The organism is Rhizobium sp. Root483D2 (genome assembly GCF_001426685.1).
Lineage (GTDB): Bacteria > Pseudomonadota > Alphaproteobacteria > Rhizobiales > Rhizobiaceae > Pararhizobium > Pararhizobium qamdonense.
The window spans coordinates 316960-331048 of the sequence record NZ_LMFB01000012.1; the positions used below are offsets into that span (position 1 = coordinate 316960).

The 14089-nt window shown below is 61.1% G+C and carries 13 protein-coding genes; 11 read left to right on the plus strand and 2 right to left on the minus strand.

Annotated features, from left to right (window positions below):
- The first annotated feature begins 321 nt into the window (after nt 1-321).
- From ASD32_RS11060 to ASD32_RS11090, 7 genes are all read left to right on the plus strand, one after another.
- Nucleotides 322-723, plus strand: coding sequence for a septal ring lytic transglycosylase RlpA family protein (locus tag ASD32_RS11060; protein WP_162252659.1), 402 nt, complete (start codon nt 322-324; stop codon nt 721-723).
- A 182-nt stretch (nt 724-905) separates the two neighbouring features.
- Entirely contained in the window at nt 906-2195 is a 1290-nt protein-coding gene (locus ASD32_RS11065; RefSeq protein ID WP_060638064.1) for an RsmB/NOP family class I SAM-dependent RNA methyltransferase, read from the plus strand.
- Nucleotides 2196-2424: 229 nt separating this feature from the next.
- Nucleotides 2425-3705 (plus strand): imelysin family protein, encoded by a 1281-nt coding sequence (locus tag ASD32_RS11070; protein ID WP_060638065.1) that lies wholly within the window; start codon nt 2425-2427, stop codon nt 3703-3705.
- Between the two features lie 50 nt (nt 3706-3755).
- Nucleotides 3756-5348 (plus strand): di-heme oxidoredictase family protein, encoded by a 1593-nt coding sequence (locus tag ASD32_RS11075; RefSeq protein WP_082546736.1) that lies wholly within the window; start codon nt 3756-3758, stop codon nt 5346-5348.
- Nucleotides 5348-6475 carry an imelysin family protein gene (locus ASD32_RS11080; RefSeq protein WP_060638066.1) on the plus strand — a complete coding sequence of 376 codons (1128 nt, stop codon included), beginning with the start codon at nt 5348-5350 and terminating at the stop codon, nt 6473-6475. The genes ASD32_RS11075 and ASD32_RS11080 overlap by 1 nt, the downstream gene beginning before the upstream one ends.
- A 217-nt stretch (nt 6476-6692) precedes the next feature.
- Nucleotides 6693-7682, plus strand: a complete 990-nt coding sequence (locus tag ASD32_RS11085; RefSeq protein WP_060638068.1) for a magnesium transporter CorA family protein — start codon at nt 6693-6695, stop codon at nt 7680-7682.
- A 140-nt stretch (nt 7683-7822) separates the two neighbouring features.
- On the plus strand, nt 7823-8926 hold the full coding sequence (locus ASD32_RS11090) for a DUF1513 domain-containing protein (protein WP_060638177.1): 1104 nt from the start codon (nt 7823-7825) through the stop codon (nt 8924-8926).
- 10 nt (nt 8927-8936) lie between these two features.
- Here ASD32_RS11090 and ASD32_RS11095 read toward each other — a convergent pair whose 3' ends face one another.
- On the minus strand, nt 8937-9476 hold the full coding sequence (locus ASD32_RS11095) for a GNAT family N-acetyltransferase (RefSeq protein ID WP_060638070.1): 540 nt from the start codon (nt 9474-9476) through the stop codon (nt 8937-8939).
- An 83-nt stretch (nt 9477-9559) separates the two neighbouring features.
- On the opposite strand from ASD32_RS11095, the gene ASD32_RS11100 reads away from it, so the two are divergent.
- The 4 genes from ASD32_RS11100 to guaA all read left to right on the plus strand — a co-directional run bounded on the left by ASD32_RS11100 (nt 9560) and on the right by guaA (nt 12823).
- On the plus strand, nt 9560-10012 hold the full coding sequence (locus ASD32_RS11100) for a TspO/MBR family protein (protein WP_060638072.1): 453 nt from the start codon (nt 9560-9562) through the stop codon (nt 10010-10012).
- Nucleotides 10013-10130: 118 nt separating this feature from the next.
- Complete coding sequence (locus ASD32_RS11105; protein WP_244490152.1) at nt 10131-10517, plus strand: PaaI family thioesterase; 387 nt, start codon at nt 10131-10133, stop codon at nt 10515-10517.
- Nucleotides 10514-11152: a 5'-methylthioadenosine/S-adenosylhomocysteine nucleosidase gene (locus ASD32_RS11110; protein ID WP_060638076.1), complete on the plus strand. Its 639-nt coding sequence runs from the start codon at nt 10514-10516 to the stop codon at nt 11150-11152. The genes ASD32_RS11105 and ASD32_RS11110 overlap by 4 nt, the downstream gene beginning before the upstream one ends.
- A 108-nt stretch (nt 11153-11260) precedes the next feature.
- The gene (guaA, locus tag ASD32_RS11115; protein ID WP_060638078.1) at nt 11261-12823 is read left to right on the plus strand and encodes a glutamine-hydrolyzing GMP synthase; all 1563 of its coding nucleotides are present in this window, start codon (nt 11261-11263) and stop codon (nt 12821-12823) included.
- A gap of 63 nt (nt 12824-12886) precedes the next feature.
- Here the strand turns inward: guaA and ASD32_RS11120 are convergent, their stop codons facing one another.
- Nucleotides 12887-13990 (minus strand): agmatine deiminase family protein, encoded by a 1104-nt coding sequence (locus ASD32_RS11120; protein WP_060638178.1) that lies wholly within the window; start codon nt 13988-13990, stop codon nt 12887-12889.
- Nucleotides 13991-14089 lie beyond the last annotated feature (99 nt).

Consider the following 14089-nt stretch of genomic DNA (forward strand, 5'->3'; position numbering starts at 1 on the left):
CACCTATGACGCGCATATCGGATTCTTTAGCTTCGAAACGGGATGGATTTAGCCAATTTCAAAAAATTGAATCCTTTTTCTTCAATCGATAGATGATCGAACCGGCACGCACGGCCTTCAGAAGGTTAAGTACTGAATCCAAAGGGTTTAACTGGCTCAAACATAGAATTTCAAAATTTCGCAATTTTAAATTATCCCAGATTGTTAATAGAGCCTAATGCAACGTTAAAGGTTGAAGCACGTTTTCGCCATTTTTCCCCCCGAAAAACCAAGCCTTCGTTATTAAGACTTAACTAAATTTCAAGCGTAGGGGTCATCTGTTTGATCAAGATGAAGATAACGTCCGTTGCTCTGGCAACGGTGTTTGCCTTGGGGGCAACATTTACTGCGGTGACGCCGAGCCAGGCTGCACCGGGTCAGGGAAAGCCAAGCCAGGCACGGGCCGGTAATTGCGGCGGTGCATCTTGGTATGCCCTGTCATCGCGCACCGCTTCCGGCGAGCGGATGAACGCCAGCTATCTGACGGCCGCTCATCGCAATCTGAAGTTCGGCACCAAGGTTTCCGTTACCAACAAGCGCAACGGCAAGACCGTCGTCGTTCGCATCAACGACCGTGGCCCGTTCATTCGCGGCCGTGTTCTCGATCTCTCCAAGGCCGCCGCGTCCCATATCGGCATGGTCAGCTCCGGCACTGCCAGCATCTGTTATCGCGTCGTCAGCTGACGCAAAACACCCCTGTCCGGGATTTGTTTCGGATAGATTGATAGGGGTTTCGCCGGGACGAGATGATCTTCCGGTCTGAAACCACAGCCTCCCATCTGGTCAGCATTCGTCATCGGCTTTCGCCTCCCGGCTTGCTCTTGACGGCCATCACCGCTACCACGGCGGAAAATGGAGTTTGAAAGATGCGACTGGGTGGCAGGCTCGCCGGAGCCATTGAGGTTCTCGCCGATATCGAAACGCGCAAGCGTCCCGTTGCCGATGCCCTCAAGGATTGGGGGCTGGCACATCGTTTCGCCGGGTCCGGCGATCGTGCCGCGATCGGCAACATCGTCTATGACGCGCTGCGCATGAAACTCTCGCATGCCTATCTGATGGACAGCGACAGTGCGACAGCGCTCGGCCATGCCGTCATGTTCCGCCAATGGGGCGTTTCGCCAGAGCAGCTGGCGGCCGAGCTGGACGGCGACAAATTCGCGCCCGAGCCTTTGACGCAGGACATGTCCGCCGCCTTTGCCAGCCGCAAGCTCGACGATGCGCCGCTCCACGTACAGGGCGATATCCCGGAATGGGTCCAGCCGTCGTTTGAAGAAAACTTTGATGAAGACTGGCTTGCCGAAGCGCAGGCGCTTGCCGGCCGTCCGGCACTGGACCTCAGGGTCAATACGCTGAAGGCGACGCGCGACAAGGTCTTGAAGGCGCTCGATCGCAGCGCGGTTGAGCCGGCGACGATTGCCCGCAACGGCATCCGCGTCAAGGCCGGCGAGGGCGCCTCCCGCCTTCCCAACGTAACCGCCGAAATCTCCTTCGAGAAGGGCTGGTTCGAGGTCCAGGACGAAGGCTCGCAGATCGTTGCCGATCTCGTCATGCCCAAGGAGGGCGACCAGATCCTCGATTATTGCGCCGGCGGCGGCGGCAAGACCCTGGCCATGGCGGCAGCCATGAACAACAAGGGCCAGATCCACGCCTATGACACCGACCGCAAGCGCCTGGCGCCCATCATCGAGCGCCTGAAGCGCGCCGGTACCCGCAATGTTCAGGTGCATGACCGGCTGGACGGCCTGATGCCGTTTACCGGCAAGTTCGACCGTGTCCTTGTCGATGCGCCCTGCACCGGCACCGGCACCTGGCGCCGCCGCCCGGACACCAAATGGCGTCTGACGCAGAAGAACCTCGAGGAGCGGCTCGGCCAGCAGCAGGAAGCGCTGGCGGGCGCCGCATCTTTCGTGCGCCCCGGCGGTCACCTGATCTACGTCACCTGTTCGGTGCTGCCGGAGGAAAACGAGGCGCAGGTCTATGCGTTCTGCGAAGACAATCCGGAATTCGAAATCCTGTCGGCAGCCGATGCCTGGGCCGATCTGTTCGGCACCGACAAGAAGCAGCCCTGGTCGGCGGACATGAAGACCGTGACGCTGACCCCGGCCTCCACCGATACGGACGGCTTTTTCTTCTGCCTGATGGGCCGCAAGGGTTAAGTTTAGAAGGCGTTTTGACCGTACCTGCCGCAGCTCATGCGGCGGGTCTGGTCAGCCCCATTCGAATTTGAAAACGTTCTAAACTATACACTTTGACACAAGTTTAGTTTTGGTTCATGAAAACGCGGCTGAACAGCCACGTCCATCCATCGGGCCGCGCGGCTTGCGCGACCGGGGGAGCCGGGCGGTGGGGAACGCCGCCGTCATTCGGACAATACCAGGAGAGGTCATGACCAAATCATTCCTTCGCAGCGCGGCGCTCGCGCTTGCAACTGCCACCTCGATGCTTGCGCTGCAGCCGGCGCAGGCCGCGACCGATGCGGCCGCAGTCGTCAAGCATTACGCCGATGTGGCACATGCCAAGTTTTCGGATGCGCTTTCGACCGCAGAAGCCCTCGACAAGGCCGTCGATGCGCTGATCGCTAAGCCGAGCGACGGGACGCTGAAGGCAGCCCGCGAAGCCTGGCTTGCCGCGCGCAACCCCTACCAGGAAACAGAGGTCTACCGTTTCGGCAACCCGATCGTCGATGAGTGGGAAGGCAAGGTCAACGCCTGGCCGCTGGATGAAGGCCTGATCGATTATGTCGATCCGAGCTATGGCGCGGAAAGCGACGAGAACGCGCTGTTCACCGCCAATGTCATTGCCAACAAGACGATCAAGATCGACGGCAAGGATGTGGACGCCAGCAAGATCACCCCGGAATTTCTCGCAGGAACCCTGCAGGAAGCCGGCGGTATCGAGGCGAACGTGGCGACAGGCTACCACGCCATCGAATTCCTGCTCTGGGGCCAGGACCTGAACGGCACCGGCCCGGGCGCCGGCAACCGCCCTTACACGGACTATGACACGAAAGCCTGCACCAACGGCAATTGCGACCGCCGCGCCGCCTATCTGAAGGCTGCCAGCGACCTGCTGGTCTCCGATCTCAAGGACATGGTTGCCAACTGGACGCCGGATGGCGCTGCCACCAAGAATGTCGAAGCCGATCCGAAGGCTGGCCTTGGCGCCATCCTCACCGGCATGGGCTCTCTGTCCTACGGCGAACTCGCGGGCGAGCGCATGAAGCTTGGCCTTCTGCTGCACGATCCGGAAGAAGAACATGATTGCTTCTCCGACAACACCTACAACTCGCATCTGCATGACGCGATCGGCATCCAGTCGGCCTATACCGGCGAATATACCAGGGTCGATGGCACCAAGGTGACCGGCCCGTCGCTCTCCGAACTCGTTGCCGCCAAGGATCCGGCGCTCGACAAGGAAATGAAGGAAAAGCTGGCGACAACAATCGCCGCAATGCAGGCCATGGCCAAGCGCGGCGAAACGGTCGAAAAATACGACCAGATGATCGGCGAAGGCAATAAGGAAGGCAATGCTGTCGTGCAGGCCGCCATCGATGGCCTCGTTGCGCAGGCCAAGACGGTCGAGCGCGTCATTGCGTCGCTGGAACTTGGTACGATCGAGCTTGAAGGTTCCGACAGCCTGGATAATCCTAACGCTGTCTTCCAATGAGAAAGCAAAGGCGGGCCGCCACTTGTGGTGAGCGGCCCGGTTTTTTCTGAATGTGTGCTTGGCTTGTCCGACGCCTGATCCTGCCGTCTGCCGTTCTGTTCCTGACAGCGGCGGGCGGCTTTTCCGTTTCTGGCGGGGGCATCTTGGCGGGGGGCAAACCGCCTGCCAAAACGGAAGGACGCGCGCAAACGCTTCCTCAATCCGCCACCCGCGATGACCTGACCGAGGCGGACCGCGCCCGTGTCGCGGCCGTGACCCGCCCCGCGACCACGTTTTCCAAGGCGGAAAAGTTCGAAGCCATGTCCGGCGGTGCCGGCACGTCGATCGCCTCCGTCAATCAGGACAGCCTCTCGCAGTTTTCCGCCAATATTCGTTTTGCCGAGGAAGAGAGCTTCAAGCTCGGCAATGCGCTGTTTCGCAAGCTCTGGGTCTCGTCGCCCTCCTCGACGCAGGCATCGGACGGTCTGGGACCGCTCTACAACGCCCGCGCCTGCCAGACCTGCCATCTGAAGGACGGCCGCGGTCACCCGCCGGAAGGCTCCAGCGACGCGACGTCGATGTTCCTGCGGCTGGCGCGCGTCCCCCGAACCGATGCCGAGCGCGCGGCGATCGCCGCACATGAGGTGCTGAACTTCCCCGACCCGGTCTATGGCCAGCAATTGCAGGACAGCGCTGTCCCCGGTCTTCCCGCCGAGGGCCATTTACGCATCCGCTATAGCGAGATACCGGTCAAGCTGGCGGGTGGAGAGACCGTGTCCCTGCGCAAGCCAGAATATGCGATCGACACGCTGGGTTACGGCCCGCTCGATCCGGCGACGACGCTGTCGCCGCGTGTGACGCAAGTCATGTCGGGGCTCGGTCTGATCGAAGCCATTCATCCCGCCGATATCATCGCCAATGCCGATCCCGATGACACGGATGGCGATGGCATCAGCGGCAAGGTGCCTGTCGTGCGCGATCCGCAATCGGGAAAGCTCGCACTCGGTCGGTTCGGCTGGAAAGCCCAAAGTGCCACGGTGCGCCAGCAGGCGGCCGAGGCGCTGGCCAATGATATCGGCATCTCGTCCCCCGATGCCCGGCGCAGCCATGGCGATTGCACGGCCGCGCAGACGGCGTGCCTCTCGATGGCCGATGGCGTGCAGACGCGCCTTGGCGATACGGAAGCGCCCGACCCGGTGCTCGGTCTCATCACCTTCTATTCCGAAAACCTGGCCGTTCCGGCCCGCCGCAAGGCAAGCTTTGCCGAAACGCTTGGCGGCAAGAAGGTGTTTTACGAGGCGGGTTGCGTCTCCTGCCACGTGCCGAAATTCGTCACCCGCCGCGATGCAGCCAATCCCGCGCATGCGTTCCAGTTGATCTGGCCCTATTCCGATTTTTTGCTGCATGACATGGGCGATGGGCTTGCCGATGGGCAGCCGGTGGGTGTCGCGTCCGGCAGCGAATGGCGCACGCCCCCGCTCTGGGGAATCGGATTGACGAAGACGGTCAGCGGCCACACGTTCTTCTTGCACGATGGGCGCGCGCGGAACCTGACGGAAGCCATTCTCTGGCATGGCGGCGAGGCCACAAAAGCCCGCGACCGGTTTGCCGCGCTGCAAAAAGCCGATAGACAAGCCCTGATCACATTTCTGGAGTCCCTCTGATGCGCCACCGGCATATCCTGCTTCTCGGTTTGAGCCTTGCCTTCCTGCCGCTGCCTGCCATGGCAGACGATGAAGAGGCGGTGGCGCCGCGCGCCGGGCTGAAACAGGAGGCGGTGGCTGAAGTCATGCGAAAAGCTGTCGATGATTTCATCCGGCCAGGCTACCGCGATCTGCTGGAGGGAACCGAAACCTTGGCGGAGGCGGCGCATATGCTCTGCGAAAAGCCATCCGATGAGACGCTCGGCGATGTGCAGATGAGCTTCGACGAGGTCATCCAGCAATGGTCGACCATCGAGATCGTAAGAGTGGGGCCGGTGATCGAAGGCAATCGCTTCGAGCGCTTCCTGTTTTTCCCCGATCGCAAGAGCACCGGCCTGAAACAGGTCCAGCGCATTCTGGCGACCAATGACGAAACGGCTACGTCGGCGGACAGCCTGAAAGGCAAGAGCGTGGCGGCGCAGGGGCTCGGCGCGCTCGAATATGTGCTCTACGGCACGGGAGCCGACGTCCTGACGGCGGAAAAGAACGGCTTTCGCTGCCGCTATGGTGCAGCCATTGCCGACAACCTGAAAGCGGTGGCCGGCGAGCTGCATGCCGAATGGGAAAAACCGGATGGCATCCAGTCCGCCTGGAAGAACCCGGGACCGGACAATCCGGTCTACCGCGACGGCAAGGAAGCGGCAACCGAACTGCTCGGCATCCTCGTCCACGGTGTCGAGGCGATCCGGGACCAGCGGTTGCGGCCGTTCTATGCCGGGATCATCAAGGGAGAACCTGACAAGGGGCATCCGAAAATGGCGATCTACTGGCGCTCCGGCAACACCATGCCGGCGCTCTCGGCGAATTTCGCCGCGCTGCAGACCCTGTTCGACACGGCCGGAATGAAAGCGCTGCTGCCGGATGGCAAGGCCGATGTGGTCACCGCCGTGAACTACCTGCTGCAGGCGATCGTCGATGATCTCGACGAGATCGATCTGCCGGTCGAAGAGGCGATTGCCAATGATGAGCAGCGCGGCAGGCTGAACCGTATTTTGCAGAATACCAACGACGTCCTGCAGCGGCTGAACCTTGATTTCGGCGCCGCGATCGGGCTGAGCTCGGGCTTCTCTTTTGCCGATGGCGACTGAGCAAAAAAGACTGCATTCCGGCATCCGGCAAGCGGTTGACAACAAACGTACATTGGCGCAATGGATCGGCCGTGTTCACCTGTGGGCACGGCCAAACAAGGATCAACGGATCATGAACCCCGACAGTCGAAGTAGAGCTTCGATTTTTTCGACCGTCAGGCCCTGATCACACGGGGTTTCTGCTGGCGGTCGATGACTTGCCAGATTGGAAACCGACATGCTGCGCATCTATTCCTGCCAGAACAATCACCTTGCCGTTATCGACGCCATCCCGGAACTGAGCGATATCACGCCGGTCGTGTGGTTCGACCTGTTCAATCCCGCTCAGGATGAAACCCGCATCGTCGAGCAGCAGCTCGGCATCGAAATTCCCACGCGTGACGAAATGCAGGAGATCGAGCTTTCCGACCGCCTCTATCAGGAGGACGGCGCCGAATTCATGACGATGACGGCGGCGACCGAGCTCGATGGCGACAACCCGATCAAGGTGCCCGTGACCTTCATCCTGAAGGGCGCCACGCTTGTCACCGTGCGCCATGCCGATCCCAAGCCGTTTCATCTCTATGCCGCGCGCATGCAGCGACTGAACGGGGTGTCCTGCGAAAGCGGCGAGCTGGTAATGCTTGGCCTTTTGGAAGCGATGATCGACCGTACCGCCGATGCCCTGGAGCGCATCGGCAACGAGATCGACGGTATCTCGCGCGAAGTGTTCCGCAAGAACCATTCGAGCGTCACCAAGAAGACCCGCGACCTGCAGTCGCTGATCGAGCAGATTGGCCAGAAAGGCGATTTCTTGAGCGTCATCCGCGAAAGCCTCGTCAGTGTCGGCCGGCTCGTCGCCTATCATACGGCGCTGGATGGGATCGGCACGCGCAAGGCGATCAAGGAAAGCCGGCAGCGGATCAAGCTGATCCAGCGCGATGCTGCCTCGCTTGGCGATCACGCGTTGTTTTTGTCGAACAAGATCAATTTCCTGCTCGATGCGACGCTCGGCCTGATCAATCTGGAGCAGAACCAGATCATCAAGATCTTCTCGGTCGCCTCCGTCGTCTTCCTGCCGCCAACCCTGGTCGCTTCGATCTACGGCATGAACTTCGATGCCATGCCGGAACTGAAATTCGACTTCGGCTATCCGCTGGCCCTGTTCATGATGGTGCTGTCGGCTCTGTTGCCGTTCCTTTATTTCAAACGGCGCGGCTGGCTTTGACCGGCGTTTTCGCCCCGGTGTCTCTGGCGATTTTCCAGATTCTCCGTCATCCTCGCCCTTGCGGCGGGGATACAGTTGCGGCGCGTCCGCGCCGCAAGAGGCTCTAGAAATCGCCACCGGCCAATTTGGATCTGTTTTACATGGCCTATCGACACATCCCCGGTCAAAATCTCACCGATCGCCGCACCTTCCTGACGATGGCGGGTGCTGCCTGGGCGGCCACCCTTGCCCCGAAAGTTGCCTTCGCACTGTCGCGCACCGATGCGACCTATGCGTCTGCCTTCATGGCGCCCGACGGCTCCTATGGCGTGGCGACGCTGACCGAGGCCGGAGAGATTATCGAGCGGGTGCCGCTGCCCGCCCGCGCGCATGGCATGACCTGGTCGTCGGTGACCAACCGTGCTGTTGCCTTTGCCCGTCGCCCCGGCACCTATGCGATGATCTTTGCGCCCGATGACAGCATCGAGCCGATCGTCATCACGTCGGTCGAGGGGCGGCACTTTTATGGCCATGGCTGCTTTTCGGCGGACGGGCGGCTGCTCTATGCCACGGAGAATGATTTTGCCGGCAATCGCGGCATGATCGGCGTCTATGACGGCACGGACGGCTTTGCCCGCATCGGCGAATTCCCCTCCTATGGCATCGGACCGCACGACATGACCCTGTCGGCCGATGGCCATATGCTCGTCGTCGCCAATGGCGGCATCGAGACCCATCCGGATTTCGGCCGCACCAAGCTCAATCTCGACCATATGGAACCATCGCTGGCGCTGATCGACACGGCAACAGGCGCTCTGATCGAACGCCATGCGATGCCCGATACCCTGCGGCAGCTTTCCACCCGCCATGTCGATATCGATGCCGATGGAAAGGTCTGGTTTGCCTGCCAGTACGAGGGCGCCCGCAACGACCTGCCGCCGCTCGCCGGTTCGTTTGCGCGCGGCGAAGACATCCGCTTTCTGGACTTGCCTGAAGAGGTGACGCTGGCGCTCGCCAACTATGTCGGCGCCATCGCCGTCAACCGCCGCGACGGGATGGTCGGGCTGACATCGCCAAAAGGCGGAACCGCCGTGACGGTCGATGCCAAGACCGGGCTTGTGGTGCGGCAGGAACAATTGGCCGATGCGGCAGGGATTGCCCCCGCAGCGGACGGTTTCGTCGCCTCGTCCTATTCAGGCACGTTCGGGAAGACCCGCAGCCGGGTCGCCTGGGATCAGCATATCGTGCGGGTGGGCAAGCTCTGATCGCGCGCCGTCAGCGGTTCAACAGCGCAGCGATGTCGTCCCAGAGATAGGCAACCTGATCGTAATGCCTGTTGTCGAGCCAGATGCTGGAGCTTTCCACCGCCTTGGCACCGAGCCGCTCGTAGAATTTCCGGTTCGGATTGCCCGACAGGACCCAGGCAAACAATGATTTCGCGCCTTGCTGCGCGCAGTGCCTTGCCGCCGTCGAGACCAGCGCGGTGCCGATGCCCACACCCTGATATTCGGCCCGGACATAGAGCGCATAAATCTCGTGGAGATCGGCCGGCACCGTGCCGCGTCCCGGACCGAAATTGGCAAAGCCGACGATCCCGCCTTCCGAACGCTCCACCGCGACGAGATAGTTGACACCGGGAGCGCCCATGCGCCGGGCGTGGCGGACGGCCTGATCCTCGCGCGACATGCCGTCGAGAAAATCATCCGCCAGCAGCCCGCGAAAGGCCGATCGCCAGGTATCGACCAGGACGCCGGCGATCTCGAACAGGTCGTCGCCCGTGCCGGGCCTGATCTCAAAAGGATTGTCGTCGCTCATGACGATGATAGTGGGATTGCCGGCGGAAAATTAAAAGCCCGGTCCATCTGGCGCTTCGCATCTGATCGCCCTATTTCGCCCGCATGAACCGTATCCTGATCCATATTCTCTTCATCATCGCCGTTCTCGGCTGCGGCCTTTTGATCGGCATCAACAATATTCCCGGCGAATGGTATCAGTCGCTGGCGAAACCCGCCTTCAATCCGCCCAACTGGATTTTCGCGCCGGTCTGGTCGGCGCTGTATATCATCATCGGCTTTGTCGGCGCCCGCACCTTCCTCAACTATCGCGCCTCGGCGGCGATGCGGTTCTGGGTGGCGCAGATGATCTTCAATTTCGCCTGGTCGCCATTATTCTTCGGATTTCAGGAAATCGCGCTGGCGCTGATCGTCATCATCGCGCTCCTGATCTCGATCCTCGGTTTCATGGCCGTAAGCCGCAGGCAGGATTATCTCTCGGCGCTGCTGTTTGTGCCCTATCTCGCCTGGGTATCCTTTGCCACTTTGCTCAACACATCGATTTTCCTCATGAATTGAGGCTTGTCCTTGTTTTTGCGTCATGCGACTGTCTGCGCGACAGTGACCGGCAGACGATAGAGAGCACACGGTGGAATTTCGCGAGCGCATCCGCAACAGCTTCGGCCGGCAGGCCGCCATGGCCACGATCGGCGCAGAATTGACGCGGGTGGAGCAGGGCTCGGTGGAGATCGAGCTGCCGTTCGATGAGAAGCTGACCCAGCAGCACGGATTTCTGCATGCTGGGATCATTTCGGCGGCGCTCGATGCCGCCGGCACATACGCTGCCTATTCGGTGATCGATCCCGATGCGTCCATCCTCACCATTGAATTCAAGGTCAACCTGATGTCGCCAGGCCGGGGCGAGCGTTTCCTGTTTCGCGGCGAAGTCACCAAGCCCGGCACGACGATCATCGTCTCGGACGGCCGAGGCTACGCGATTTCGCCGGACGGACCGGCCAAGCTGATCGCCTCGATGACCGCAACGATGATGGTGATCCGCGGGCGCGAGGGGATCGAAGGATGACATATGAACTGAAGACGATCGCGGGCCGGACGATCCTCTACGTCATGGCCGTCGATGCCGAATATGGCGTGCATCTGCGCGAGCGCATTTCGCCGCTGATGACCGGCGTCGGCCCGGTCGAAGCGGCGGTGACCTTGACCCGCACGCTTGCTGAGCTCGGCGGCCGTGGCAGCCTGCCCGGCCTTGTCGTCTCGCTCGGCTCTGCGGGCTCCGCCCGGCTGGAACAGGCCGAGGTCTATCAGGCCACATCGGTTGCCTATCGCGACATGGATGCCTCGCCGCTCGGCTTTGAAAAGGGCGCGACGCCGTTTCTCGACCTGCCCGTCACCGTCGATCTGCCCTTGCGCATTCCCGGCGTAAAGATCGCAAGCCTTTCGACCGGCGCCAATATCGTTTCCGGCGCCACCTATGACAGCATCGCCGCCGACATGGTGGAAATGGAAACCTTCGCCGTCCTTCGCGCCTGCCAGTCCTTCCGCATTCCCCTGATCGGCCTGCGCGGCATTTCCGATGGCAAGGCCGAGCTCAAGCATATCGGCGACTGGACGGAATATCTGCACGTCATCGACGAGAAGCTGGCAAGCGCCGTCGATGCCATGGAAACGGCCGTTAAAACCGGCGAAATCACGGTTTGAGGCCGCAAAATTGTCCGGGTGCAATGTAATCATTGCGCTTGGAGCCACCTTTAATTAAAGGCTCGGCCTTAGTTCCCCATCACATAAGCCAAGCCACGGAAGCGCGTTATGACAGCGACAGTCCATCCCGATACCGTTCTCATCATCGATTTCGGCAGCCAGGTCACCCAGCTGATCGCACGGCGCGTGCGCGAGACCGGCGTCTATTGCGAGATCGTGCCCTTCCAATCGGCGGAAGAAGGCTTCAAGCGCCTCAATCCGAAGGCGATCATCCTGTCCGGCAGCCCGGCCTCGACGCTCGACATTGGCTCGCCGAGGGCGCCACAGGTCGTGTTCGACAGCGGCCTGCCTGTGCTCGGCATCTGCTACGGCCAGCAGACCATGTGCGAACAGCTGGGCGGCAAGGTTGAAGCCGGCCATCACCGCGAATTCGGCCGCGCCTTCATCGAGATCGACAAGGACTGCGCGATTTTCGACGGCATCTGGACCGTTGGCTCCCGCCACCAGGTCTGGATGAGCCATGGCGACCGCGTCACCGCGATCCCGGATGGCTTCGAAGTCGTTGCCACATCGCCGAACGCGCCTTTTGCCTTCATCGCCAATGAAGCCAAGAAATTCTATGCCGTGCAGTTCCATCCGGAAGTCGTGCACACCCCTGATGGCGCCAAGCTGCTTGCCAATTTCGTCCACAAGATCGCCGGTCTGAAGGGCGACTGGTCGATGGCCGCCTATCGCGACAAGGCCGTTGCCAATATCCGCGAACAGGTCGGCGACAAGCGCGTCATCTGCGGCCTCTCCGGTGGCGTCGACAGTTCCGTTGCCGCACTTTTGATCCACGAGGCGGTCGGCGACCAGCTGACCTGCATCCTTGTCGACCACGGCCTGATGCGCAAGAACGAGGCGGCCGATGTGGTCGCCATGTTCAAGGAGCACTACAATCTGCATCTGGTTCATGTCGATGCGTCCGACATGTTCATCAATGCGCTGGAAGGCGAGAGCGATCCGGAAACCAAGCGCAAGACCATCGGCCGCCTGTTCATCGACGTCTTCGAGGCGGAAGCCAAGAAGCTCGGCGGCGCCGATTTCCTCGCCCAGGGCACGCTCTATCCGGATGTCATCGAAAGCGTGTCCTTCACCGGCGGCCCGTCTGTCACCATCAAGTCGCACCACAATGTCGGCGGCCTTCCGGCCCGCATGAACATGCAGCTGGTCGAGCCCTTGCGCGAACTGTTCAAGGACGAAGTGCGCATCCTCGGCAAGGAACTGGGTCTTCCCGACAGCTTCATCGGCCGCCACCCGTTCCCGGGTCCGGGCCTTGCCATCCGCTGCCCGGGCGGCATTACCCGCGAAAAGCTGGAGATCCTGCGCGAAGCCGATGCCGTCTATCTCGACGAAATCCGTAAAGCGGGCCTCTACGATGCCATCTGGCAGGCGTTTGCCGTGCTTTTGCCGGTGCAGACCGTCGGCGTGATGGGCGATGGCCGCACCTACGAATTCGTCTGCGCCCTGCGCGCCGTCACCTCCGTCGATGGCATGACGGCGGATTTCTACCACTATGACATGGACTTCCTCGGCCGCGCCGCCACCCGCATCATCAACGAAGTCCGCGGCATCAACCGCGTCGTCTACGACGTGACATCAAAGCCGCCGGGAACCATCGAGTGGGAATGAGACAATAGCAGAAATCTGGTCGCGCATGTCGCGGCCAGCGTTATGTTCCCGATCCAGGTGGTTTCAAGCGGGCTGCTGCTGCGTTGTGCAGTGAATTCCACCGCCACCGGCGGCGATGCCGTCAATGTTCAACTGGATGATGTCACGTCCTGGAAACAGATCCCGTAAGGCGTCGCGGGCATTGTCATCGGCTTTCCGGTCGCCAAACTCCGGGGCGATGACGGCGCCGTTGCAAACATAAAAATTGATATAGCCGGCTGCGAAATCCGCATTCTCATAGGCCTTGCGTATGGTTGACGGCCCCGGCATGACCACCACATCCAGTTTATGTCCTTTGACGTCGGTGGATTGCCGCAGGATGTCCAGGTGGCGCAGGGTGACGGCGTGGTCATAGGATTGCGGGTCCAGATCCAGTCCGGCAACGACCACGCCGGGGGTCGCAAACCGCGCATAGAAATCGGTGTGACCATCGGTGATGTCCATACCGGCAATGCCCGGCAGCCAGATGACTTTTCGCACGCCCAGCAGGCGCAAGAGTTCCTGTTCGCATTGCGCCTTGCTGACGCCCGGATTGCGATTGGCGTTGAGCACGCAGCTTTCGGTGATGATGGCGGTTCCTTCACCATCCACCTCGATACCGCCGCCTTCCAGCACCAGATCTGTCTCGATAAACTCCGAGTGAACCGTTTTAGAGATGAAGCCTGCAACTTCGGCATCATCAGCGTGCGCCTGCTTTCCGCCCCAGCCATTGAAATTAAATCCGGCCGCGCCGGACTGGGCGGCCTGATTTTTCACGAAGACCGGCCCTGTATCGCGCATCCACAGATCGTCGATGGGCTGAACCACGAGCGTCACCGAGGGGCCGCACAGGCGCGCCGCGATATCGTATTCCTCCGCGCGCACCAGCATCTTCACCGGTTCGTGCGCTGCAATCGCCTTGGCGATGCTGGCCAGGTTTTCTCTGGCAACGGGAAGCAGCTTTCGGCCCCAGATATCCACGGTCGGACCGAAGGCCATCCACGTTGCCGCATGCGCTGCTCCTTCATCCGGCATCAGCCATGTGCCGTCAGGCGCGGCGGCGGCCGTGTTGACATCATGCGCCAACGCGCCGGTTGCCAGAGCGCCGCCCAGCAGTCCCCGCTTCAACAATTTTCGCCGCGTCATCATCAAGGGCTCCATTTCTGACTGGGTCACTGCGATGTATCACCGGTGAGCGGACCGGGCACGGAATTTCAAACGCGTCAAGCAATGGCAAAAGCGGCTGCG

What these genes read in the sequence shown, in the direction of transcription:
- ASD32_RS11065 (WP_060638064.1), top strand. Translation starts at nt 906, where the DNA reads ATGCGACTGGGTGGCAGGCTCGCCGGAGCCATTGAGGTTCTCGCCGAT.
- ASD32_RS11070 (WP_060638065.1), top strand. Translation starts at nt 2,425, where the DNA reads ATGACCAAATCATTCCTTCGCAGCGCGGCGCTCGCGCTTGCAACTGCC.
- ASD32_RS11075 (WP_082546736.1), top strand. Translation starts at nt 3,756, where the DNA reads ATGTGTGCTTGGCTTGTCCGACGCCTGATCCTGCCGTCTGCCGTTCTG.
- ASD32_RS11080 (WP_060638066.1), top strand. Translation starts at nt 5,348, where the DNA reads ATGCGCCACCGGCATATCCTGCTTCTCGGTTTGAGCCTTGCCTTCCTG.
- ASD32_RS11085 (WP_060638068.1), top strand. Translation starts at nt 6,693, where the DNA reads ATGCTGCGCATCTATTCCTGCCAGAACAATCACCTTGCCGTTATCGAC.
- ASD32_RS11090 (WP_060638177.1), top strand. Translation starts at nt 7,823, where the DNA reads ATGGCCTATCGACACATCCCCGGTCAAAATCTCACCGATCGCCGCACC.
- ASD32_RS11095 (WP_060638070.1), bottom strand. Translation starts at nt 9,476, where the DNA reads ATGAGCGACGACAATCCTTTTGAGATCAGGCCCGGCACGGGCGACGAC.
- ASD32_RS11100 (WP_060638072.1), top strand. Translation starts at nt 9,560, where the DNA reads ATGAACCGTATCCTGATCCATATTCTCTTCATCATCGCCGTTCTCGGC.
- ASD32_RS11105 (WP_244490152.1), top strand. Translation starts at nt 10,131, where the DNA reads ATGGCCACGATCGGCGCAGAATTGACGCGGGTGGAGCAGGGCTCGGTG.
- ASD32_RS11110 (WP_060638076.1), top strand. Translation starts at nt 10,514, where the DNA reads ATGACATATGAACTGAAGACGATCGCGGGCCGGACGATCCTCTACGTC.
- guaA (WP_060638078.1), top strand. Translation starts at nt 11,261, where the DNA reads ATGACAGCGACAGTCCATCCCGATACCGTTCTCATCATCGATTTCGGC.
- ASD32_RS11120 (WP_060638178.1), bottom strand. Translation starts at nt 13,990, where the DNA reads ATGATGACGCGGCGAAAATTGTTGAAGCGGGGACTGCTGGGCGGCGCT.